22 protein-coding genes and 1 pseudogene are annotated in these 22,129 nt (G+C 59.2%); 9 read left to right on the forward strand and 14 right to left on the reverse strand.

The features are described from left to right. Nucleotides 1–46: 46 nt before the first annotated feature. On the reverse strand, nucleotides 47–919 hold the full coding sequence (gene pdxY / locus ACA069_RS28520) for a pyridoxal kinase PdxY (protein WP_401266685.1): 873 nt from the start codon (nucleotides 917–919) through the stop codon (nucleotides 47–49). A 116-nt stretch (nucleotides 920–1,035) separates the two neighbouring features. Between pdxY and ACA069_RS28525 the strand changes: the two genes are divergently transcribed. Beyond that, nucleotides 1,036–1,449 carry a DUF3301 domain-containing protein gene (locus tag ACA069_RS28525; protein ID WP_497615682.1) on the forward strand — a complete coding sequence of 138 codons (414 nt, stop codon included), beginning with the start codon at nucleotides 1,036–1,038 and terminating at the stop codon, nucleotides 1,447–1,449. A 1-nt stretch (nucleotide 1,450) separates the two neighbouring features. On the opposite strand, the gene ACA069_RS28530 is transcribed toward ACA069_RS28525, so the two are convergent. Beyond that, a complete protein-coding gene (locus ACA069_RS28530) occupies nucleotides 1,451–2,422 on the reverse strand; it encodes a CobW family GTP-binding protein (protein ID WP_497615684.1) in 972 nt (323 codons plus the stop codon). A 40-nt stretch (nucleotides 2,423–2,462) separates the two neighbouring features. On the opposite strand from ACA069_RS28530, the gene ACA069_RS28535 reads away from it, so the two are divergent. Then, nucleotides 2,463–2,819 carry an NADH:ubiquinone oxidoreductase gene (locus tag ACA069_RS28535; RefSeq protein WP_497615685.1) on the forward strand — a complete coding sequence of 119 codons (357 nt, stop codon included), beginning with the start codon at nucleotides 2,463–2,465 and terminating at the stop codon, nucleotides 2,817–2,819. Nucleotides 2,820–2,837: 18 nt separating this feature from the next. Here ACA069_RS28535 and ACA069_RS28540 read toward each other — a convergent pair whose 3' ends face one another. From ACA069_RS28540 to ACA069_RS28550, 3 genes and pseudogenes are all read right to left on the reverse strand, one after another. Then, nucleotides 2,838–3,488 (reverse strand): DUF1826 domain-containing protein, encoded by a 651-nt coding sequence (locus ACA069_RS28540; RefSeq protein WP_497615687.1) that lies wholly within the window; start codon nucleotides 3,486–3,488, stop codon nucleotides 2,838–2,840. Next, nucleotides 3,488–4,693 (reverse strand): zinc metallochaperone GTPase ZigA, encoded by a 1,206-nt coding sequence (gene zigA, locus ACA069_RS28545; RefSeq protein WP_497615689.1) that lies wholly within the window; start codon nucleotides 4,691–4,693, stop codon nucleotides 3,488–3,490. The genes ACA069_RS28540 and zigA overlap by 1 nt, the downstream gene beginning before the upstream one ends. Nucleotides 4,694–4,921: 228 nt before the next feature. Then, nucleotides 4,922–5,158, reverse strand: a pseudogene (locus tag ACA069_RS28550) (N-acetylmuramoyl-L-alanine amidase); the annotation flags it as partial. A 278-nt stretch (nucleotides 5,159–5,436) separates the two neighbouring features. Between ACA069_RS28550 and folE2 the strand changes: the two are divergent. Genes folE2 through ACA069_RS28580 form a run of 6 tightly spaced genes read left to right on the forward strand, consistent with a single transcriptional unit; the run spans nucleotide 5,437 to nucleotide 10,643 of the window. Beyond that, nucleotides 5,437–6,333 (forward strand): GTP cyclohydrolase FolE2, encoded by an 897-nt coding sequence (folE2, locus tag ACA069_RS28555; RefSeq protein ID WP_497615691.1) that lies wholly within the window; start codon nucleotides 5,437–5,439, stop codon nucleotides 6,331–6,333. After that, complete coding sequence (locus ACA069_RS28560; protein WP_497615693.1) at nucleotides 6,330–6,998, forward strand: metal ABC transporter ATP-binding protein; 669 nt, start codon at nucleotides 6,330–6,332, stop codon at nucleotides 6,996–6,998. The genes folE2 and ACA069_RS28560 overlap by 4 nt, the downstream gene beginning before the upstream one ends. After that, nucleotides 6,998–7,864 (forward strand): metal ABC transporter permease, encoded by an 867-nt coding sequence (locus ACA069_RS28565; protein WP_497615695.1) that lies wholly within the window; start codon nucleotides 6,998–7,000, stop codon nucleotides 7,862–7,864. Before ACA069_RS28560 ends, ACA069_RS28565 begins: the two co-directional genes overlap by 1 nt. A gap of 11 nt (nucleotides 7,865–7,875) precedes the next feature. Then, nucleotides 7,876–8,751, forward strand: a complete 876-nt coding sequence (locus ACA069_RS28570; protein ID WP_497615697.1) for a metal ABC transporter substrate-binding protein — start codon at nucleotides 7,876–7,878, stop codon at nucleotides 8,749–8,751. After that, a complete protein-coding gene (locus ACA069_RS28575) occupies nucleotides 8,748–9,308 on the forward strand; it encodes a gamma carbonic anhydrase family protein (protein WP_187677196.1) in 561 nt (186 codons plus the stop codon). Before ACA069_RS28570 ends, ACA069_RS28575 begins: the two co-directional genes overlap by 4 nt. Nucleotides 9,309–9,311: 3 nt before the next feature. Beyond that, nucleotides 9,312–10,643: a dihydroorotase gene (locus tag ACA069_RS28580; RefSeq protein ID WP_497615700.1), complete on the forward strand. Its 1,332-nt coding sequence runs from the start codon at nucleotides 9,312–9,314 to the stop codon at nucleotides 10,641–10,643. A 72-nt stretch (nucleotides 10,644–10,715) separates the two neighbouring features. Here the strand turns inward: ACA069_RS28580 and ACA069_RS28585 are convergent, their stop codons facing one another. Next, nucleotides 10,716–11,234: a DUF3617 domain-containing protein gene (locus ACA069_RS28585; protein ID WP_187677198.1), complete on the reverse strand. Its 519-nt coding sequence runs from the start codon at nucleotides 11,232–11,234 to the stop codon at nucleotides 10,716–10,718. Between the two features lie 133 nt (nucleotides 11,235–11,367). Here ACA069_RS28585 and cls point away from each other — a divergent pair, with 133 nt between their 5' ends. Next, nucleotides 11,368–12,807 (forward strand): cardiolipin synthase, encoded by a 1,440-nt coding sequence (gene cls / locus ACA069_RS28590; RefSeq protein ID WP_497615703.1) that lies wholly within the window; start codon nucleotides 11,368–11,370, stop codon nucleotides 12,805–12,807. 6 nt (nucleotides 12,808–12,813) lie between these two features. Here the strand turns inward: cls and cfaB are convergent, their stop codons facing one another. The 8 genes from cfaB to hflK (ACA069_RS28630) all read right to left on the reverse strand — a co-directional run bounded on the left by cfaB (nucleotide 12,814) and on the right by hflK (ACA069_RS28630) (nucleotide 22,100). Then, nucleotides 12,814–14,001, reverse strand: a complete 1,188-nt coding sequence (gene cfaB / locus ACA069_RS28595; RefSeq protein WP_187677200.1) for a C17 cyclopropane fatty acid synthase CfaB — start codon at nucleotides 13,999–14,001, stop codon at nucleotides 12,814–12,816. Nucleotides 14,002–14,085: 84 nt separating this feature from the next. After that, nucleotides 14,086–14,874 carry an HvfC/BufC family peptide modification chaperone gene (locus ACA069_RS28600; RefSeq protein WP_497615705.1) on the reverse strand — a complete coding sequence of 263 codons (789 nt, stop codon included), beginning with the start codon at nucleotides 14,872–14,874 and terminating at the stop codon, nucleotides 14,086–14,088. Next, nucleotides 14,865–15,710, reverse strand: coding sequence for an MNIO family bufferin maturase (gene bufB, locus ACA069_RS28605; RefSeq protein ID WP_187677202.1), 846 nt, complete (start codon nucleotides 15,708–15,710; stop codon nucleotides 14,865–14,867). Before bufB ends, ACA069_RS28600 begins: the two co-directional genes overlap by 10 nt. A gap of 65 nt (nucleotides 15,711–15,775) precedes the next feature. Continuing rightward, a complete protein-coding gene (bufA2, locus tag ACA069_RS28610; RefSeq protein WP_401266721.1) occupies nucleotides 15,776–16,027 on the reverse strand; it encodes a BufA2 family periplasmic bufferin-type metallophore in 252 nt (83 codons plus the stop codon). Nucleotides 16,028–16,145: 118 nt separating this feature from the next. Next, complete coding sequence (locus ACA069_RS28615; protein WP_497615708.1) at nucleotides 16,146–18,047, reverse strand: heavy metal translocating P-type ATPase; 1,902 nt, start codon at nucleotides 18,045–18,047, stop codon at nucleotides 16,146–16,148. Beyond that, entirely contained in the window at nucleotides 18,044–19,105 is a 1,062-nt protein-coding gene (gene hflK / locus ACA069_RS28620) for a protease modulator HflK (RefSeq protein WP_497615710.1), read from the reverse strand. The genes ACA069_RS28615 and hflK (ACA069_RS28620) overlap by 4 nt, the downstream gene beginning before the upstream one ends. Then, the gene (hflC, locus tag ACA069_RS28625) at nucleotides 19,102–20,142 is read right to left on the reverse strand and encodes a protease modulator HflC (RefSeq protein ID WP_497615712.1); all 1,041 of its coding nucleotides are present in this window, start codon (nucleotides 20,140–20,142) and stop codon (nucleotides 19,102–19,104) included. The genes hflK (ACA069_RS28620) and hflC overlap by 4 nt, the downstream gene beginning before the upstream one ends. Next, nucleotides 20,139–22,100, reverse strand: coding sequence for a protease modulator HflK (gene hflK, locus ACA069_RS28630; RefSeq protein WP_497615714.1), 1,962 nt, complete (start codon nucleotides 22,098–22,100; stop codon nucleotides 20,139–20,141). The genes hflC and hflK (ACA069_RS28630) overlap by 4 nt, the downstream gene beginning before the upstream one ends. Nucleotides 22,101–22,129 lie beyond the last annotated feature (29 nt).

A 22,129-nucleotide genomic window follows, 5' to 3' on the forward strand; every position in this document is an offset into this window, starting at 1 on the left:
CCCTGTAGGAGCTGCCGCAGGCTGCGATCTTTTCGCTTTTAGCTGGTTACAGACTGATCGGCGTAGCCTCGAACTTCACCCGCGGATGCGCAATACGATCCTGCGCCCGCACCAGTTGCAGCTCATAACTGGCACACGCCTGAGTCTCCAGCAGCACCTCATGCACCGCTGCCGCCGTGAACTCGAACGCGGCTACCAGACTGTCGCCCAGCAGCACCCGCGCCAGAAACAGGCCGGACGTCAGATCGCCCACACCCACCGGTTGACGCGGAAACGCCAGCAACGGACGGCGCAGATGCCAGCTGCCCTCGGCAGTCACCAACAGCATCTCGAAAGCCTCCGCCGGTTTGCCCGGGTAGTCCAGATGCTTGACCAGCACCGCTTTCGGTCCGCGCGCCAGCAGCGCCCGCGCCATCGCCAGGCAATCGAACAGCGATTGCGGCTTGCGCCCGGAAAAGCTGTCCAGCTCCAGTTGGTTCGGGCACATGAAGTCGGCCACAGCCGCTGCTTCTTCCAGCAAGAAATCACTGACCTCGGCCGGCACGCTGCAACCCTTCTCCGGGTGGCCCATCACCGGATCGCACAGATAGAGAGCCTTCGGGTTGACCGACTTGATGCGTGCAACGCCGCTGAGAATCGCCCGGCCCTGCGCTGCGTTACCCAGATAACCGGATAGCACCGCGTCACAGTTGCCCAGCTCACCAATGGCCGCAATACCTTCGACCAGCTCGGGAATCTGTTGCGGCGCCAGCACTTCGCCGGTCCATTGGCCGTACTGGGTGTGGTTGGAAAACTGCACGGTGTTGAGCGGCCAGACATTCACCCCGACCCGCTGCATCGGAAATACAGCGGCGCTGTTACCGGCGTGGCCGAACACCACATGGGACTGAATGGCGAGCAGATGAGGCGTACGTTTCATTCGGGTTTTCCGTAAAACGATTGAAATTCAAGCCGCGCAGTATGCGACGAAACGCAGCCTGTACGACAGACCGGCGACGCAGTTAAGCTGACGCTATCTTTTGGAGTCCCTTGTTGATGCTGACCCTCGAAAACATCTTCGTGTTGATGCTGTTCGCCGCTGCCGGCGCGTGGCTTTGGCACAACCACGGCTTGCGCGAGCGGGCGCTGGAGCGGGTCAAACAGCATTGCACCAACGTCGGCGTCGAGCTGCTGGACGGTAACGTCGCGTTGAAGAAAATTGGTTTGATCAAGGATGCCAATGGTCGGCGACGCCTGGCGCGGGTCTATAACTTCGAATTCACCGTGACAGGCGAAACCCGACACAACGGCACCATCACCCAATTCGGCGCCCATAGCGCGCAGATCGAACTGGCGCCCTACCCGGTCCCATTCGACGACACGCCGCCAGTGGTTGAGGTGCATAAGCCTCGGGCTGAAGTGATCGAGCTCAGTCAGTGGCGGCAGGAACATACCAAGTGGAAGCCGTGAGTCAGCCTGCCTGAATCCGGCACTGCGCCAGTCCAGCCTGTAATTGGTCGATATTTTGCGGATCGGCGAAGATCAGCTCGATCCGCGAGTCCTTTCGCCATTCGCTGGCTGTCCAGTTCAGCGTTGAGTTATCCAGCGCATTCGCCGAAACCCAGCCGTCCGCGCTGTGGATAACCAGTTTGGCCCGTGCCCACACAAGGCTTTCAAGCCAAACGGCCATTCGATGCATGTCTAACTGCTGACTCGGATGCCAGCGCCATCCGATACTCCAACCGCCCTCCTGCGCCTGACTCAGGCAAATGGGTTGCGTCGGATCGCTCCAGACCGTCGGCATCTGCGCCAATCCTTTGGGCACGACCCAGTTATCCACACCCGCCACCGCTTGAATGGCCAGACCTGGCAGTTCGCTCAAGGACAGTTGCGCCTGTTGCGTCCAGATCAGCCTGACGGGTGGCAACTGACTGGATATTTTCTGTAGAGCGACCTCATCCAGGTTTTCAGCCTTGTTAAGCAACAACAAGCCGGCGCTGGCCATCGCTTGCTGTTGCGCAGCCGGCAGCGCTTTCCCCGCGTTGAGCGACTGGGCATCTAACACCAGCACACACGGCTGTATGGCGAGTACGCCCTGCCATGGTGCTTCACTCAGTTGCTTGAGTAATTGCGCCGGATGGCCCAACCCGGATGGCTCGATAAACAGCCGATCCGGCCTGGCCTTGCGCAGCAACCGCCCGAGGCCGATCTGAAACGGCGCGCCATTGACGCAACACAAGCAGCCCCCGGCCACTTCGCCCAGTGCGATACCATCGCCGTCGCGGGTCAGCAGTGCGGCGTCGAGGCCGATCTGGCCGAACTCATTAATCAGCACCGCCCAGCGCTCGCCTTCCGGTCGTTGCGCCATGAGATGGCGGATCAGGCTGGTCTTGCCGGCGCCTAACGGGCCTGCAATGACATGAGTAGGAATGTTCTGCAACATGGTGGGTATTTTCTGAGGAGAGCTTTTGAGGAGGTCGAAGATGCGTTGGATGGGATGGTCGTTGCTGTTGATGGTGATGTCGAGCGAAGTGTTGGCCCAGGCCTGCGTGGTGCACAGTCAGGGCGAGCGGCTCGACGTCAAAGTCTGCCAGCAAAACCGCAACATCCCGGAAAAACTGTTCAACGACGGCTTTTGCCAGCCCACACTGGCCGGGCAGAAAGTCGACGTGCAGTACGTCAATCAATGCCCGACCGGAGCTTTCGGCGTGTGCAGCAACGCGCAAGTCGCCAATATGCCCTATCGCCAAGACATCCACTATTACGGCGTTGCCACCGATGCCGCGTATCTGAAACCTTACTGCGAAGGCCAGAGCCAGGGTGCTTGGCTCAAGCCTTGAGCCGCTAGCCGTTAGCCGTTAGCCGAGCCAGTCGAGGGTCAGGATCAGTCGACGCTCATCGTGAGCGAGTTGCGGCGAGCGATGGATCAGGCCGAAGCCTTCATTGCCGTGCCATTTTTCGCCTTTCAATAACGCCACATCAGCGCTTTTGACTTGCTGGATCTGCCCTGCTTCCTGAGGCTCGGCGTTGGCCTGGCCCAGTTGCTGACGATCCATCGCGCCTTCCCTGAGCCACTGGCTGCCGACTCCCGCGTAGGTGGTGATCAGGCGCACCGGTACATGATCGACGTGAAAGCGTGGGCACATGGCTTTATCCAACACCCGCAGGCGCAGGCCGATCCGCCGGGCGCCGAGCAGGCACGCGAAGGCGCTCACGAGCCATTTCACATCAGCGATAAAGCCGTCATAGCCTTGCAGATCGCGAAACCCCAAGGCCAGCCCGGTAAGATCCGGATCTGCCTCCTCGTCGGATAACTCCAGGCACAGCGACTCGGCCAGAGGCTCGTTGAGTGACAGCAGCAAGTGAGCGAAATCGGCGATGTGCAGCGGCAGTTGTCGCTGCCAGACGGCGAGGTTGGTGTCGTCCTCAAGGATTCGTGTCAGCACCTCGGGCGTCGGGCCTTGATGCTGATGGCGTGTGCGGTTTTGCTGGAGTTTCAATGCGAGCATCAGGCAGCCTCTTCGTGCCAAGGGCCGAACGGATCCGGCAGCAATCGCCAGCCTTCAACACCGATCGCCATTTCATCGTCGGTCAGCAGACAACCATCCAGTTCGGCAGAGAGCTGTAGGAAATTGATGTTTTGGCCGATGAAGACCAGTTCCTGACGACAATCTCCGACACTCGACGTCCAGTTTTCCATGATCGCCTGGGTACTTTCCTGATCCTGCGGCCACTGGTTTTTCGGCACGAAACGCCACCAGCGTCCGGCAAAACCGTGGCGCATCAAACCGCCTGCCTGCGACCAACTGCCTGCATCCGTGGGCTTGCTCGCCAGCCAGAAAAAACCTTTGGAGCGCAGCAATTTCCCGTTCAGCCATGGGCGGTCGATGAAGCTGAAGAAACGCTGCGGGTGAAAGGGCCGGCGCGCGCGGTAGGCGGTGGAAGCTATGCCGTACTCCTCGGTTTCCGCGACGTGCTCGCCGCGCAATTCCTGCAACCAACCGGGCGCTTGTGCGGCTTTCTCGAAGTCGAAACGGCCGGTGTTGAGGATCTTCTCCAGCGGCACTTCGCCCATCACCATCGGGATGATTTCGGCGTGTGCGTTGAGACGTTTGAGGATGGCGATCAGCTCTTCACGCTCATGTTGGCTGATCAGATCGATCTTGCTGATGAGCAGTACATCGGCAAACTCGATCTGCTCGATCAGCAAATCGGTGATGGAGCGTTCGTCCTCTTCGCCCAGGGTTTCACCGCGAGAGGCAAGGCTTTCGGCAGCCTGGTAGTCGATGAGGAAATTCACGCCGTCGACTACAGTGACCATGGTGTCGAGGCGCGCGATGTCGGCGAGGCTTTGTCCCTGTTCATCGCGAAAGGTGAAGGTCTCTGCCACCGGCAGTGGCTCGGAGATACCGGTGGACTCGATCAGCAAGTAATCGAAGCGACCATCGCGAGCGAGCTTGCTGACTTCTTCGAGCAAGTCTTCGCGTAACGTACAGCAGATACAACCGTTACTCATTTCCACGAGTTTCTCTTGGGCGCGGTTCAGGCTGACATCGCGCTGAACTTCGCTGCCATCAATGTTGATCTCGCTCATATCGTTGACGATGACCGCTACGCGCAATCCCTTGCGATTACGTAGTACGTAATTCAAAAGTGTACTTTTTCCAGCGCCGAGAAATCCGGAAAGAACGGTGACGGGCAGTTCGGCTGACATTGGGTAATCCTCTTCAGGTAGCAGCCGATCTGCACTTTTGCGTAGCGCGTGACGTTCTGGGCTTCATACGACGGTTCGTAGAAGGTAAACGCTTGAAATCGGCTGAATCAGGCTTAGCTCAAGTTAATGTTATAGTATAACAACATAAATTAGCCAGCCTTGCTCTTGCCCCTTAGAGATAAAGAGTCAGAAGCTGCCATCAGTGCAGCGCTTGGGAAATGTGATGAAAATTGCGTAGAAATGCTGTTCCACGCGCTTCTGATGCAGTGTGGTGATGCCGGCCAGACTGCGGAGAATCGTACTTCCCAGTTGCAAACTCACGGCGATGGTAGCGTTCATTGAGATGTCGAGAATCACACCGGCGAGCATCGGATCCTTGTCCTTCAGATTTAGCAAACTGGTCGCACCGAGCAGATCCGCACCGTTCTCTCGCTGTGCCATGAAACGCGCAGTCGCCGATGTCGCTCTTCGGATGAGTCTATCCCCAGGTGTTTCACGTGGAACCTCTAGTATCGGAAGTGCCTGATTGTTCGAACGAATCATCGTGTCGCCGAGCGCCAAAGTCTCACGTTGCGGATCTTTGTCTTTGCGGCTGAGACAGTGAAAGGTAAAGCGAACACGGCGGCGAGGATCAGATTGAGCAAGTGGCATCTGTGAATATGAAAGCCTGTTCATGAAAAATGCGTCGTGATTTGAATTGTTATAATGTAACATCAAATTCAATCAACACGATGGTCCCGAACATGAATTCGCTGACACTTCCGGATATCGCTGCGCAGGCTGCGCGCCAAGCGTTAACACTCGAATGGGTGGGCATGCGCGGCATCGCTTTGCCAGTCTTGTTAGAGAGCCAACGGCTGAATGCCAAAGTCGATGCAGGTGTAAGCCTTGATGACGGCGATGCTCGCGGCATTCATATGTCACGACTGTATCTGGCACTGGAGACCCTTGAGCGGGACAACCTTTGCCCTACTTTGCTGCGTTACGTACTCCAGCGTTTCGTCGATAGCCATGAAGGTTTATCCAACAACGCGTACCTGAATATCCACACAGAGATTCTGCTGAAAAGGCCTGCACTGGTCAGTCCTTTGGCCGGTTGGAAATCGTATCAAGCGACCATTTCAGCCAGTCTGAAAAACGAAATGTTCCACGTGGAACTCAAAATCGATGTGCCCTACTCTTCGACGTGCCCTTGTTCTGCAGCCCTCGCAAGACAATTGATCCAGCAACAATTCATCGACGACTTCGCACACAAGCCCCTACAACACGCCGACGTTTTAACTTGGCTCGGTTCGACCCAGGGCATCATCGCCACGCCCCACAGCCAACGCAGCACCGCACAACTGCATGTTCATCTCGATGAATTCATCGATGAGTTGCCGCTGAGTGCACTCATCAATGACGCAGAAGCAGCACTCGGAACAGCCGTCCAAACCGCGGTAAAACGCGCTGACGAACAAGCCTTCGCACTCGCCAATGGACAGAATCTGATGTTCTGCGAAGACGCCGCGCGTCGACTGAGTCTGGCACTGCGTCGCTCCCCCGGCGTCAGTGCTTTTCATCTGCGGGTGATCCACGCCGAAAGCTTGCACGCACACGATGCCGTTGCTGAAAGCCATTGGCATCGGGAGCACGCATGATTCGCTGCCAATCATTGAGTTGGGGCGCACCCGGTCAACCGCTGACATCCCCCCTCAGTCTCGAACTCGACAGCGGTAGTCTCACGGCAATCATCGGGGCGAACGGCTGTGGCAAAAGCAGTCTGCTGAAAGTCATCGCCGGACTGCAAAAGCCATTGGCAGGCAACGTCACCCTGAGTGTTCCACGCCAAAGCGGATTGTCCTTCCTCCCCCAGCAACAGCATCTGGATCGCCAGTTCCCCATCAGTCTCCAAGATTTGGTAGCCGCTGGTTTCTGGGGACGACGACTGTCCACGCAATTGCGCGCTCAACGCCTCGCTGCGGCACTGGAAAACTGGCACCTGAGTGGACTCGAAGATCGTCCGCTGATGGCCCTGTCCGGCGGAGAATTACAACGTGCCCTGCTCGCTCGATTGAGTCTGACCGACTCACCTGTGCTGCTGCTCGACGAGCCCCATGCTGCGCTTGATGAGCTAGGCCAACGGCTGCTATGGCAACACATCCACGCATGGCATGGCGAAGGTCGAACATTGGTCGTGGTTTGCCATGACCTCGCCGCCGTCCGCCAACACATCCCAAAAACGCTGTTAATCAAAAACGGCGATTGCGTATTTGGCGCCAGCGCAGAACTCATCCAGCAGTCACGTCACACTCAGGTGGCCTGATGCTCACCTTCGCTCACTTCTGGCAACCGTTCACCGAGTTCGTCTTCATGCGCCGCGCCCTCCTCGGTGGCCTGGTATTGGCCTGCAGCACTGCGCCACTGGGTGTGTTTCTGATCCTGCGGCGCATGAGTCTGATCGGCGACGCCGTGGCCCACGGCATCCTTCCCGGCGCCGCATTGGGCTTCTGGTTCGCCGGGCTGAGTCTGCCCGCGTTGACCTTTGGCGGTCTCGCCGCGGGTCTGAGCATGGCCGGCCTCGCCGCCTGGATTACCCGCCGCACAGGCCTGCGCGAAGACGCCAGCCTCGCGGCGATCTATCCCATATCGCTGGCCAGTGGCGTGTTGATTCTCGGCATCGCCGGCAAACGCCTCGACCTCTTGCATCTACTGTTCGGCTCGGCATTGGCCGTCGACGGACCAACCCTCAATGGCATGTTGTGGGTCTCGGCATTCAGCCTGATCGCGATGATGCTGATCTACAAACCCCTATTGCTCGACACCCTCGACCCATTGTTTTTAAGAACCGTGAGCCGCCTCGGTCCGATCGCCCACGGCGTATTCCTGACCCTGGTTGTCCTGAATCTGGTGATCGGTTTCCAGGCGATCGGCGCGTTGATGGTGGTCGGCCTGATGATGCTGCCCGCTGCCGCTTCTCGATTCTGGAGCCGCCGATTGCCGACCCTGATTGCCATCGCGGCGATCATCGGTTGCGTCTCGGTGTGGTTCGGCTTGCTCGTCTCTTTCTATTACTCGCTCCCTAGCGGCCCGGCCATCGTGCTGGTCGCTGGCACGGGTTATCTGTTGTCCGTGGTGTTCGGGCCGGTCCATGGCCTGCTGCGCCGCCCGCCTTTGCTCACATCACAATGAGGTGTTTCCCGATGCGCGCTCTACTCGTGCTGTTCAGTCTGATGCTGTCGATGTCCTTATCGGCGGCGGAGAAAGTGCCGGTGGTCACCAGTTTCAGCATCCTCGCCGACATGGTGCATCAGGTCGGCGGCGAGCATATTCAGATCATCAACATGGTCGGGCCTGACGCTGACGCTCACACCTATGAGCCGACTCCGGACGACGCCAAAGCGCTGCTCAAAGCCAAACTGATCATCAAGAATGGCTTGGGTTTCGAGCCGTGGCTGGATCGCCTGGTGAACAGCACCGACACCCAAGCCACAGTCATCAGTGCCAGCCATGGCGTGATTCCACGTTCACTCGATGAGGACGGTGAAACCATTCCCGACCCGCACGCCTGGCACAATCTGGCCAACGCCGAGTTGTACGTCGCCAACATCACCAAGGCACTGGTCGCCGCTGATCCGACGAATAAGGCCGACTACGAGCGCAACAGTAAAACCTACCTGAAACAAATCTACGCCCTGCTCGCCGAAGCCAAGGCCAAGCTCGGATCGCTGCCAGCAGGCAACCGCAAAATTGTCACCAGCCACGATGCGTTCGGTTATCTCGGTCAGGCTTACGGCATCGACTTCATAGCCCCGCAAGGTCTGTCCACAGAACGCGACCCTTCCGCTGCAGAAGTCGCTGCGCTGATCACCCAAATCCGCCAAGCCAAAGTCAAAGCGGTGTTCATGGAAAACATCAAGGACGCACGACTGCTCAAACAGATCGCCGACGAGAGCGATGCCCACATCGGCGGCACGCTCTACTCGGATGCCCTCGCCGCGAGCGGCCCGGCCAGCACCTTCATCGGGCTGTTCGAATACAACCTCAACACCCTTTACAACGCGCTGAACCAACCATGATCCGCAAGAATCCTTCAGGCGATCTGCCGCAAATTGCCGAGTCGGCCTATGTCGATAAAACCGCGATCATCTGCGGCAAAGTAGTGATTGGCGAAAACGTCTTCGTCGGTCCTTACGCAGTCATCCGCGCTGACGAAGTGGACGCTTCGGGCAACATGGAGCCGATCACCATCGGCGCCAATTCGAATATCCAGGACGGCGTGGTGATCCACTCCAAATCCGGTGCGGCGGTGACCATCGGCGAATTCAGCTCCATCGCCCACCGCTCGATCGTCCATGGCCCCTGCGTGGTGGGCGACCGGGTGTTCATCGGCTTCAACAGCGTGTTGTTCAATTGCGTGGTCGGCGACGGCTGCGTGGTGCGGCATAACTCGGTGGTCGACGGCCGTGATTTGCCGGACGCGTTCTACGTGCCCTCCACTACCCGGATCGGGCCGAACACCGACCTTTCGTTATTCCCGCCGGTGAGCGTCAGCGCTTCGGAGTTTTCCGAAGATGTGGCGCGGACCAACGTCGATCTGGTGCGCGGCTACAAAGCCTTGCAGAACGAGTTCTGAACCATGAGCAGCGTACTGATCCGCAACGCCAGACTGGTCAACGAGGGGCGTGAGTTCGACGCAGATTTGCTGGTCAGCAATGGCCGCATCGTCAAGATTGCCCGCAGCATCGAAGGTGAAACCGCGCGCATGGAAATCGACGCCAAAGGACAATGGCTGCTGCCGGGCATGATCGATGACCAGGTGCATTTTCGCGAACCCGGCGCGCCGGCCAAGGGCAGCATACATAGCGAATCCCGCGCGGCGGTCGCGGGTGGCATCACCAGTTTCATGGACATGCCCAACACCAATCCGGCCACCCTCACCCTCCAAGCGCTGGCGGATAAGAAGCGCCGTGCGGCAATCAGTTCGGTGGCCAATTACGCTTTTCACTTTGGCGTGAGCCAAGACAATCTCGACACCGTTGCCGCGCTCAATCCTTGTGAAGTGGCCGGGGTCAAAGTGTTCATGGGCGCGTCTACAGGCAACATGCTGGTGGATGATCCGAAGATTCTTGAACGACTGTTCGCCGAAGTACCGACAATTCTATTGGCCCACTGCGAGCACACGCCGAGTATCGACGCCAACGCGGCCAACCTGCGTGAACGGTTTGGTATTCATCTGCCTACTGCGGCTCATGCACTGATTCGCAATGCCGAGGCGTGTTATCGCTCCTCCTCACTGGCCGTGGATCTGGCGAGACGTCACGGCACGCGCCTGCATGTTTTACATCTGACTACCGCCCGTGAACTGGAACTGTTCGAGGACAAACCCCTGGCGCAAAAACGCATCACTGCCGAGGTCTGCCTGCACCATTTGTTGTTCGATGATCGCGACTACTCAAGCCTCGGCAACCTGATCAAATGCAATCCGGCGATCAAGACTCAGGCCGACCGCGATGCATTGCGTGAAGCGTTAAACAGCAATCGACTGGATGTGATCGGCAGTGATCATGCCCCCCATACGTGGGACGAAAAGCAGCGTCCCTATGCCGAAGCGCCTTCGGGGTTGCCGTTGGTGCAGCACGCCCTGCCGGCGTTGCTGGAACTCGTGGCGGAGGGTGTGCTGCCGATCACCACGCTGGTGGCGAAGATCAGCCACCGAGTGGCGGATCTGTTTGCGATTCCGGATCGGGGTTATCTGCGTGAGGGGTATTGGGCGGATCTGGTATTGGTTAAACCAGAGATGCTGGATGTGTCGCGGCAACCGGTTCTGTCGCAGTGTGGATGGACGCCGTTTGCCGGTCGAAGCTTTCGGCATCGGGTAAGGACGACGTTGGTGTCAGGGCAGATTGCCTGGCACGAGGGCCAGGTGAATGAGGGGTGTCGGGGATTGCCGCTGCGGTTTATGCGCTGATGCCTTCGCGAGCAGGCTCGCTCCCACAAGTACAGCGCACTACCGGTGGGAGCGAGCCTGCTCGCGAAGCTTTCAAGCTCTTGGTTTGACCGTGCCGCAATCCTGTCCCAGCCACACCGCGCGGGTTTCCAGGCTGCCCTTCTGGTTGATGCCAATGGCATTGAACGTACCGTTGGCAACCGTGGTGAACTCACGATCACTGAGGAACGTCGCCACACCGGTACCCTGAGCTTTCGGGCAACTGAAGCGGAATTTCCACTGGTTACCGCTGCGCTCGGTAATCTGCTGTTTACAGCCCGATTGTGGATCGGCCAACGGAATATCATTGGTCGCCACTTGCTGTGGAGTCAGGCAGGCGCGGATGCCCTTGCCGCCGATATTGATGCCGTTTTTCTCCAGCGCCGCCCGTTGCTGCGGCGTCATCTGGCCTTGAAGCTGACCCAGGATCGATTGCACATCCATTGGCTGGTCATCGACTTTCACATTACTCGACGTCATTTCCCACAACCCCGGCTGCAGCATTTGCGCCTGCGCAATCACCGGCAATGCCAAACCCAGGCCCAACGCCAAACCCAGCAGACGAACGTTCATCGAGAAACTCCTGATCAGTAGTGGCCGTTAGACGTCGGCCGATTGCTTCGGTTCATGCGCCAATTAAATAGCGACATTCGCCACAGAACATGGTCTGTTAAGGCATCAAAATCTTGCGGAGCAAGGCTGCCCCATGGATTATTTTGGACCGCACATTTTCGGTTATTTGATCGCCCTGATACACACCCTCGGCTTGATCGCTGCCATACATGCGGTGCTGACGGTGCGCACGGCTCAAGGCTCGATCGCCTGGGCATTGTCGCTGATCTTCATTCCTTACCTGACGCTTATTCCGTACCTGGTGTTCGGTCGCAGCACCTTCGATGGCTACATCAAGGCGCGCCGCCAGGCCAACGAGCAGATGCGCCTGGCCATTTCCGAGCTGAACTGGCGCCCGTGGGTGGAAGAAGCCCTAACCGCGCGCGCCTCGAATGCCTACGCCTCCTTGCGTGCGATGCCAAAACTGGGGCGCATGCCGTGTCTGGCGAACAACGAAGTCCAGTTGCTGCTGAACGGCACCGAGACGTTCAACGCGATTTTCCAGGCCATCGATCAAGCGAAGGAAGCAGTGCTGATCCAGTTCTTCATCATCCATGACGATCGCCTTGGCCAACGCCTGCGTGACTTGTTGCTGAAGAAAGCTGCCGAAGGCGTGACCATTCACCTGCTCTACGACCGTATCGGCAGCCACGCCCTGCCCCACAGTTATGTGCAGGCGCTGCGTGATGGCGGCGTCGAGGTCAAAGCGTTTGCCACGCGCAGCGGCTGGCTCAATCGCTTCCAGGTCAACTTCCGCAATCACCGCAAAATCGTCGTGGTCGATGGCGTGGTCGGGTTTGTCGGCGGGCACAACGTCGGCGATGAATACATGGGCGAGAAACCGCCGCTGGCACCGTGGCGCGACACTCACGTAAAAGTGCGCGGCCCGGTAGTAGCGTGCATGCAGGAATCCTTTGCCGAAGACTGGTTCTGGGCCGCGCGCACGTTGCCGCCGCTGATCCTGCCGGACGAATACCCGGACGACGGCGTGCTCTGCCAATTGCTCGCCACTGGCCCTGCAGACGCCTACGAAACCTGTTCTCTGTTCTTTGTCGAAGCCATTCACGCAGCGACAGAGCGGGTGTGGATCACCAGCCCTTACTTCATTCCGGATGAAGCCGTGTTTGCGGCGTTGCGTCTGGCGGTGTTGCGCGGTGTCGATGTGCGCCTGTTGCTGCCGTCGCGACCCGATCACCGCATCGTCTACGCCGCGTCCAGCCTATATGCCTTTGAGGCTGTGCGTGCAGGCGTGCGGGTGTTCCGTTACGAGCCCGGTTTCCTGCATCAGAAAGTGGTGTTGATCGACAGCGAGATCAGCGCGATCGGCAGCGCCAATCTGGACAATCGTTCGTTCCGGCTGAATTTCGAAGTGATGCTGCTGACCGTCGACAGCGACTTCGCCGCCAACGTGGAACACATGCTCAAACAGGATTTCGAGCAGGCCTACGAGATCGCCAAAGAAGAAAGCCGGGAGGTCCACCGCCTGCAACAAGTCGGCATGCGGATCGCCCGGCTGATCTCACCGATTCTCTAAAAACCATCAAGGATGGTAGATATCGTCGCGTGTCCATGGCAGTTCATGGCTGCCATCGGCGTGTGCTTTCACCGCAAGGATCTGGTGCAGATTGATCCAGCCGTGCGCGAACGCGTAAGCACAACCGGCCAAGTACAGCCGCCAGATCCGTAGCGCCTGATCGGGCACCAGTTTGCCGGCCGCTTCGAGGTTGTCCTCCAGCCGCTCACTCCAGTGATCCAGCGTACGGGCGTAATGCAGGCGCAGACTTTCGACGTCGACAATCTCCAGGCCTGCTTCGCTGATCTCGGCGGAAATCATCGACAGATGCGGCAACTCACCGTTGGGGAATACGTATTTCTCGATGAACTCCCCGGCGCCACGCCCGACCGGACGGCCATCGATGTGCTTGGCGGTAATCCCATGGTTCATCACCAGACCGCCCTCCTTCACCGCGCCGAACAGGGTCTTGCAGTACTCGGCCAAGTTGGCGTGGCCAACGTGTTCAAACATGCCGACGCTGACGACTTTATCGAAACGGCCGTCCTGCGGCAGATCGCGGTAGTCGAGCAATTGCAGTTCGATCTGGTCTTCCAGACCTTCGGCCTTGACGCGCTCGCGCGCCAGTTCGAGTTGTTCCTTGCTCAGTGTGATGCCGAAGACCTTGGCACCGAATTCCCGCGCAGCGTAACGCGCCAATCCGCCCCAGCCACAACCGACATCCAGCAGATAATCGCCCGGCTGCAAACGCAGCTTGCGGCACAAATGACGGAATTTGGCTTGCTGCGCCTGTTCGAGCGACTCGCTGCCAGTCTCGAAATAGGCACAGGAATACGCCATGTCGCTGTCCAGCCAGAGCTGGTAGAACGCGTTGGACAGGTCGTAGTGGTAGGAAATGGCTTTGGCATCGGTTTCCTTGTCGTGCAAGGTCCGCACAGGCTGATTGTCTTCGTCTTCATTGAGCAAAGCGTTGCTCAGTTCGTCGCAGACCCGGATGACCTCGCTGATCGAGCCCTCCAGTTCAAGCTTGCCTTCAACGAACGCCGCCCCCAGCGCGTTCAGGCTTGGATGGGTGAACTGGCTGACCATCTGCGGGTCCTTGACCACGATGGTGACACTGGGCGCCGGGCCCAGATTGTACTCGTGGCCGTCCCAGAGCCGCAGGCGAAGCGGAAGCTGCAGGTTCTGTAAGGCCGGTGGAAGTTGCACGAGCATGGAAAATCCCCCATGTTTCAGACGTCCAATCTGAGGGTAGACCATCCTGGAAAATTAGCAGGCTATCGATTTAATTAGCCTTATCTATCGTTGCAGACGCTCTAGCAGGCCCTCCTGCACCCACTGTTTCAACCAGGTCACGGCCTGAAGTGGAGCGCCCTCTCCATAGATGACTGCTAACTCGGCGCACAGTTCGGCGAAACTCCAACCTTCGTTTACCAAGCCGTTCAGGGCATTGGCCTCGGCAGATTCCAGACTGCGGTAATGACAGCTCAGACCGTTGCGCCAGATCAGGTAGATCTGGGGGATTTGAAGTGGCTGGCTGGGAGGGAAATCGGTTTCTTCCTTGACTGAGCGCCACAGGGCAAAGCTATTGAACCGGCATTCCAGCCACTGAACGCAAGACGCCTGTTTGACTCGCAGCGCTGGCCATTCTTGCGCGGACAGTGTCGTCATTGTTTCGAGGGTTAACGGCTCACCCGCTGGCGCATCGAAAGCCAACGTGAATGCCCATTCGACCACTGCCATTTCAGCCAAAGGAGCACTTTGCTCAGGCACCAGATGCTCGCGAATAAACCCTTCGAAGCCTTTGCCCAGCCAACGCAGACTGTAATGCGCAGACGGGGATTGGCGCAGGTACGCGGTAGCGAGCGCGTCAAATTCCTCGTCGCCCATCCAGTGCCAGATGGCTGGAAAATCGTTGCGCAACACCTCCAGTAACCGCGCTAGATAGGCGTTGTGATAGATCGCCAGACCGGTGCCGACATCCAGTGTCGGCCCGCCGATCAGGCTGGTGCTCAATAGCGCATGGGCTGTTGCCCCCTCATCCAGCAAAAACGACTCAAATGCAGATTGCCATTCTTTCAGGCGCATTGCTGTCTCCCGGCCAGAACCGTGTCACCTGACTGCCGGGCTTTCTGCAGTTCATCGAGCAACTCTTCAAAAGGCGGAAAATGATCATCACGTTCCAGCAAAGTAGCCACCGGCCCGAAGTGCTCCAATGTACGTTGATACAGCGCCCAGACGGGGTCGCTCACTGGTTGGTCATGGGTATCGATGACGTAATCGCCGTAATCGCTATGGCCCGCCAGGTGCAGTTGACGCAACTTGTCCGCCGGCAGGCTTTGAATGAATGTCCACGGATCGAAGCCGTGATTGCGTGAGCTGACGTAGACATTGTTGACGTCCAGCAGCAACTGGCAGCCGCTTTCCCGGCTCAGGGCAGCAAGAAACTCCCATTCAGTGAAATCATCTGAAGCGGCTCGGACATAGCTGGAGACGTTCTCCAGCACCAACGGACGCTGCAAAACATCCTGAACGTGGCGCACTCGCTGGGCAATGTACTCAAGACTTTCTTGGGTGTAAGGCAGAGGCAGCAAATCGTGCAACTGATGGGCGTTGCCGCGGCTCCAGCACAAGTGATCGGAGATCCACGCCGGGTTGACCCGTTCTGCCAGTTGCTTGAGTTGTTTCAGATAGTCCGCATCGAGGGCATGCGGCCCGCCGATGGAGAGGGAAACGCCATGCATCACCAGCGGATAGCGCTCGGCGATGGCGTCCAGGTAATACAGGGCTTTGCCGCCCTGCACCATGAAATTTTCGGAGACCACTTCAAACCAGTCCACGTCCGGCGACTGTTCGAGGATCTGCTGGTAATAAGCGCTACGCAATCCCAAGCCGTAGCCGAGGAAGGGAACAGAGGCGGACATGTGCAGACTCCTGATTAAAAGTGGCCGCAGTGGCGTGAGCCACTGCGGCGGCACTTGCCGGCCAGTTATTCGCCGACCTTGCCACCTGCTTTTTCGCAAGCCGCTTGAGTCATGGCTTTGAAACCCTGGCCTTTGCAGGAGCCCAAGCCTTTGCAAGCGTGGTCTTTGGTTTTGCAGTCGTTCTGGCCTTTGCAGGCAGTCACGCCGTAGCAGTGAACGTTGGCATCAGCGGCCATCGCGTTGGTTGCGACACCGGCAAACAGGGTAGCGGCAGCCAAAGCGAGAGCGGCACCAGCAGCAGCGGTCTTGATAGTCATTTTTCTTATCCTCGGTAATCATCAGGTGTGTCGGCTGGACGGTGTGTTCAGTCACGACATAGCACTAGAGAGAGCGGTCCCGACGGCGTTACAGAGGTGTCAGAAAAAATATTCAGATTTATTCCTTGAGCTTGAGCAGCGGCTCCTGAAAACGCAGCAAACGCCCAGCGTTGCCCAGTACCAGCAACGTACTGAGGTTATGCAACAACGCGGCGATCATCGCCCCGGCGGCGCCCAACCAGCCGAACGCGGCGAATACCACGATGGCCAGCGTCCAGCCCAGACCGATGATCACGTTAACCTGCAAGGTGCGACGACACTGACGACTCAGCCGCACGCAAGTGCCGAGCCGGCGCAGGTCGCTGCCTATCAGAACGATGTCCGCCGACGCCAAGGCGATGTCTGCCCCGCCCGCACCCATCGCCACACCGACTACGCCCGCCTTAAGTGCCAGCGAATCGTTGATGCCGTCACCGACCACCATAGGCCGGAAGCCGTTGTCGATTTCCTTGAGTACGCGATTGAGTTTGTCCTCGGGCAAGGCCTGGGCTTGTACCTCGTGCAAGCCGACTTCTTGTGCCAATGTCTGGGCGACACTTTGTCGGTCGCCAGTCAGCAACAGTTGCCGCCCGAGGCCCAATTCGCGCAATTCATTGAGAGCAAACCGGGCCTCCGGTTTGACGCTGTCGGCCAACAACAGCCAAGCGAGAAATTCACCGTTCAAGGCCAGGCCGGCAATGGGGCCGTCATGCTCAGGAATACTCGTCGTGGCGATTTTCAATTGGGTGAACAACTCTGGCCGACCAAGCGCTGCTTCGCCCTGCGCGGTCATTGCGACGATACCGAGTCCCTGCCGCTCGTGGATTTCGCTCAGCGGCAGATAGCCTTCCTGACTGACCAAGCCTGCCAGTGCCCGACTGACCGGGTGACTGCTCGCCGCGCCGAGGCTGGCGGCGAGCGCCATGACCGTCGATTGATCCGCGCGCGAACTGTTGATCGACTGCAAGCGCAAGGTGCCGTAAGTCAGGGTGCCGGTCTTGTCGACCACCAGCGATGTGAGGTCGGCCAGTTCTTCGAGGAACGCCGAGCTGCGGATCAGAATCCCATGCCGCGCCGCAACCGCTACACCGGCAATCGCCGTGGCTGGCGCCGACAACACCAAGGCGCAAGGGCACGCCGCCACCAACACCGCAAGCATCGCTTGCGCGTTGTTGGTGATGAACCAGGTGACCGCCGCCAGCAGCAACACCAGCACCATGTAACTGCCGGCATAGCGTTCAAGCAATCGAGTGATTGGCGGTTTGGAACGTTCGGCGTTTTGCATCAGAGCGATGACTTTGCCGAGCGTCGATTCGTCTCCGGTGCGGCTCACTTCGATTCGCAGCAGGCCGTCTAGATTGATCGCGCCGCCGAACACCGTCATGCCCACTGCAGCTTCTACCGGAACCGACTCTCCAGTTATAGAAGCGGTGTCGAGGCTGGCCTGGCCAGAGAGAACTCGACCGTCAGCCGGCACCCGATCGCCGGCACGCACCTCAACGGTATCGCCCGGTTTCAGCGTGCCGTTGTCCACTTCAATGATCGAGCCGTCAGCCTGAATCTTTCGTGCATGGCTGCGGGTCAATTGGCCGAGTGCATGAATCGCTTCCTGCGAACCGATGACGCTGCGCTCCTCCAGCACATGACCGAAGATCATGATGATCGGCAGCAAAGCCGCAGTGAGCAGATCACCCGTCGCCCAAGCGCCGAGCATCGCCAAAGCAATGAGTTGATCAGTGATGCCGTGCAAGCTCGGATAACGCAGGCTGTACCACGCCGAACGCATCACCGGCACCGCCACTAATAAAGAAGCAAAACCGAGCAGCAACTGGCTGACACCGGTCTGCTCCGGCGCCAGCCAACGCCAGATCAAGCCGAGGCCAAGCAAGCCCAGGGCGAGCATCGCCAAGGTCAATTGCCTCGCCGCACGACGTTGTTCGGCCGAGGACAACAGGCTCGGTGCTGGGGTGGTCGCGCTCATTGACTGGCTCCCTGAATGATCAGGCGGGAATCGTCTTTCGGATCGACTGTGGTCACCGATCCGGCCTGGCCGAGGATCTTCGGCATGCGCTCGCGGTACAGACGCAAGAGCATTTGCGGGTCGGTGCCTTGTTGTTGAGCTTTGGCCAGGCGCAACACCGTCGCAGTGTCGGCAGATGCTTTGGCCAAGCGCTCACCCGCCTGAGCGTGGGCGACTTGCAGCGTGCGGTCAGCTTGTTCGTTGGCGGTCTGGGTGAGTTTCTCGGCATCGGTGCGCGCGTTGGCTACGGCTTTGTCGGCTTGCTGACTGGCGGTCAAAACGGCGTTGAAGGCACTGACGGCAGGATCGGGCAGACTCGATTGCACATCGACCCGCGTCACTTCGACACCGATGCCCTGACCGCTCGCCTTCAGTTCGGACAAACGTTTATTGATGCCTTGCACCAGATCGCCACGCAGTCTTTCACGGCGCTCGGCAGCCTGATTGTCGGCGCCGATCAGTTCCGGTCGGGCAACCAGAATGGTGTCCAGATCCCGAGCGGCCGTCAGTGCCACGGCGCTGCGCGTGACCAAACGATCCAGCGCCGGCACCACATGCTCGCCCTGAAGCACAAAGTCATAGGGGTCAGTGACCTTGTAAAACACCCGCACATCCAGCTGCACCACACCGGCATCACCGGTCAATAAATAACCAGATCCGGCCAACGCATCGCTGATCGGTGTGGCGAATGAAGCGACCCGTTCAGCTTTCAGCGCTTCGTCACTGCGCAGCAGATTCTCCACTCGACGCTCGATCACACGATCCGCCGCTGGCAGCAAAACTACCTGCTCGAACGGCTGTGGCCAGGCCAATAACAGGCCGGCGTTCTGGATGCGATCCAGCGCACCAAAGTGCAAAACCACGGCGCGATTCTGCGGATCAATCTGCCGCACATTAGAGAACACCCAAGCCAATGCGGCCAACACCGTCACCGCGTACAAGGCTAAAAAGGCCAAGCGTCCCGCCTGAATCCACGGACTGCTCAACGAATGTGTTCCACGTGGAACTTCTTCATTCATGGCTGCGATCCGGATTTGCTGTCGAGATTTGGCGGGCTATCGACCAGCACGCGGAACGGCGCGGCATCGGTGCGCAGTATCAGTTTTGTGTCTGGGGTGACGATGGTCCCGAGGGTATCCAGTGAGCGCAGCAGGTTGTACAGCTGCGGCGAACCCGCGTAGGCGCGACCATAAATCTGCGCGGCCTCAACGCGAGATTGCGCTTCGATATCGGCGGCTTTCACTGTGGCATCCGCCTGCACAATCCGCGCATCGCGTTCGGCGGCAGAGCGAATTTGCGCCGCCTCACGCTTGCCGATTGCGGTGCGTTCGGTGGCAATTGTTTCACGCTCGGCGCGCATGCGATCAACCGTGGCAGTGAGTGTCACTGAGGGCAGCGTCAGCCGTTCGATACCGACCTGCACCACGCGCACGCCATAAGTGGCGAGCAATTGCTGATCGATCTGCTGACGTAGTTGTGCTTCGAAATCGGCAATCCGCACCTGACTGGCATCGGTGTTCACCAAGTTGGCCAAGTCGAAACTGCTGGCGGTGGTCTCCAGGGCAGAGCCGACAAACGTGCGAATCTGCCGCGCCGCTTCGTCGGGTTGGTTCTGCACCGCACGCATGAAGCGCTGCACATTGTCCGGGTCACCCTGCACCTGCCACGCGACGTAAGCCTGGACGATGATGCGCAAACCGTCGCGGGTGCCAACATCCTGCAAACCGCTGGAGGTGGTGCGCAGGCGCAAGTCCACCGGGATCGCCGCTTCGAACGGCGCCGGCCAGCGCCAGCTCAACCCCGGCTCGAGCAGAACTCGCGACGGGTTACCGAAACGGGTAATGACAGTCGCTTCACCGGAGCGCACTTGCACCAGACTCGCTGCGGCGATGGCGAACGCCACCAGCAACGCCGCCCAACCCATGCGCCGCCAAGGGAATGGCCCCGCCTCCTCCGGCGCACCGTGGTGGTGGTGACCGTGATGATGGTGATGCCCGCCATGGCCGTGATCGTGGCCGCCGTGGTCATGATGATCGTGTGTATGCGACTGGCTCAATGGGCAACTCCTGGTTGAGCGGTGGTACGCGCGGGCGTCGGGTCAGCCGGCAGCGTGAACGTGCGCAAGTCGATGGTCGGCGCGTTGCTGCTGCCGCCCAGGCGATGGTCGAGGATCAGCAATTTGGCTTTACTCAGGCCTTGGCTGAGCTGACTGAGGTATTGCTCCAGCACAAACGCCTGGCCGGCGCTGACGTAGGCTTTTTGTTCGGCACTGAATTTCAAATCAGCGGCCTGTGCGGCTGCGCCGATTTCGCGGGCGTTGGCGCTGGCCTGATCGCGAGCAAGGCTGGCTTGCAACTGCGCCTGGTTGCTCGCTTCGGCAGCAGCACCGCGCTCGCGGGAGATCAACGCCTGCGCACCGATCTGCGCCGCTTGCACACTGTGATAGGCGTTCGCGGCGCCGGCCGGCGGGTGAATCGCCTCAACCACCGTGGCGAGAATCTCCACGCCATTGTCGAGTGTTTGCAGATCATTTTGCACCGCACGGCCGATCTCTTCCGCCAGCCCTACCCTGTCCGCACCGAGCAAACCGTCGAGGGTGCGTGAGGCAAAGTCGTGGACGAGAATTCGGCTGGCGGTGCTGCGGATGAGAGTCGGCACGTCGGCGCTGTTGTAGGTTGCAGCCAGCGCTGCCTGATCACTCAGACCGATGCGGTAGACGAAGCGCACGTCCATGTTGACGATTTGAAAGCTCTGTTGCTCGCCCCGACTGCTGGCGATGACTTGGGATTTATCGTTCACATGACTGGCGTCCCACAGGCGATTTGCTGTAATCGGTGCTGGGCCTTCGGCGGGATCGAATTGCAGCGGTGCCGGGTTTTCGCCGACGCTGGTCGCCAGTTCATGGACCACGCCGTTTTCGACGTTCAACACTCGACCCAGTGGCCATGGCAAACCGGCGTGCAAACCGGGGCCGAACACCTGCACCGGTTTGCCGAAACGTTCGTAGATGCCACGACCTTGCAGGGGAATTTCGTGGATACCGGTCAGCAACCAGCCGAACGCCGCGACCAGTGCCAACACCGGAAGAAACGCACGACGCATGTAACTGAACGCCCAGATCTGGCGCAGATCGATGCCGAAGCGGTTGTGCAATTCGTGCTGCAGCGCGAGCAGTGGTTGAGGCGGCCAACGCAGCAGGTCGGCGACAAAACTGCGCGCCAGTAGCGTCGGTTCAAGCTGTTCGCGGCGCGGGCTGAATATCGAAAGAACGGCACGCAATAGCAACTCAATCGCGACCAACCCCGGCAAGATGCCGATCAGCACTGCAAGGCGAACCGGCCATAAGGCGGTCTCGCTGGCGAACAACAAACACAGCGCCCCCACCACCAGGCTGATGATCGCGACTCGCGACAGTTGCGCCAGCGAACTCGCTTCAGGCCATTGCGCCGGGGTTTGCTGAGCCAATTGCCGCTCCAGCACCAGCAAACCAAACGCCAACAACAGGGCCAACGCCGCGCCGACAGTGGCAGACGCCCCAACAGCGGCGGGCGGTAAGGCAAGGTTCCACACCTGATCAAGGCTGATTACCACCAGCACTGCCCAAGCGCCCAGCCATAACGTCGCCGTACCGATCAGACTTAGTAGGTGCAGGCTGCGTTGACTCAGTCGATCCAGCAGCCGTTCGTACCAGCCATCCGGCGCGCCAGGCTGCTCCATCGGCGCAGGATTCGGTACGACAGGATTGATCACCCGTGCCCGCCATCGCGTCACCCACCAAGCCGATTGCAACCCGGCAACCAGCACCAGCAACGCCGCGCTCTGGTTGATCAGTAGCGGAACCCACAACGATTGCGGCGCAAACAGTGCGACAAAAAACGCCAGCACCCACCCTGCCCCGGCCAATCCACCCAAAGCAATCGCCAGCCGTCGCAATCGGCGGCCCTGCGTAACCGCCTGCTGAAAGCGCGGCAATCCGGCCACTTGCGTGCCATCAACCTCCAGATCGACCTGCATATCACCCCAACGCCATCGGCTCTCATCTC

It is taken from the genome of Pseudomonas sp. LBUM1652, assembly GCF_059716105.1.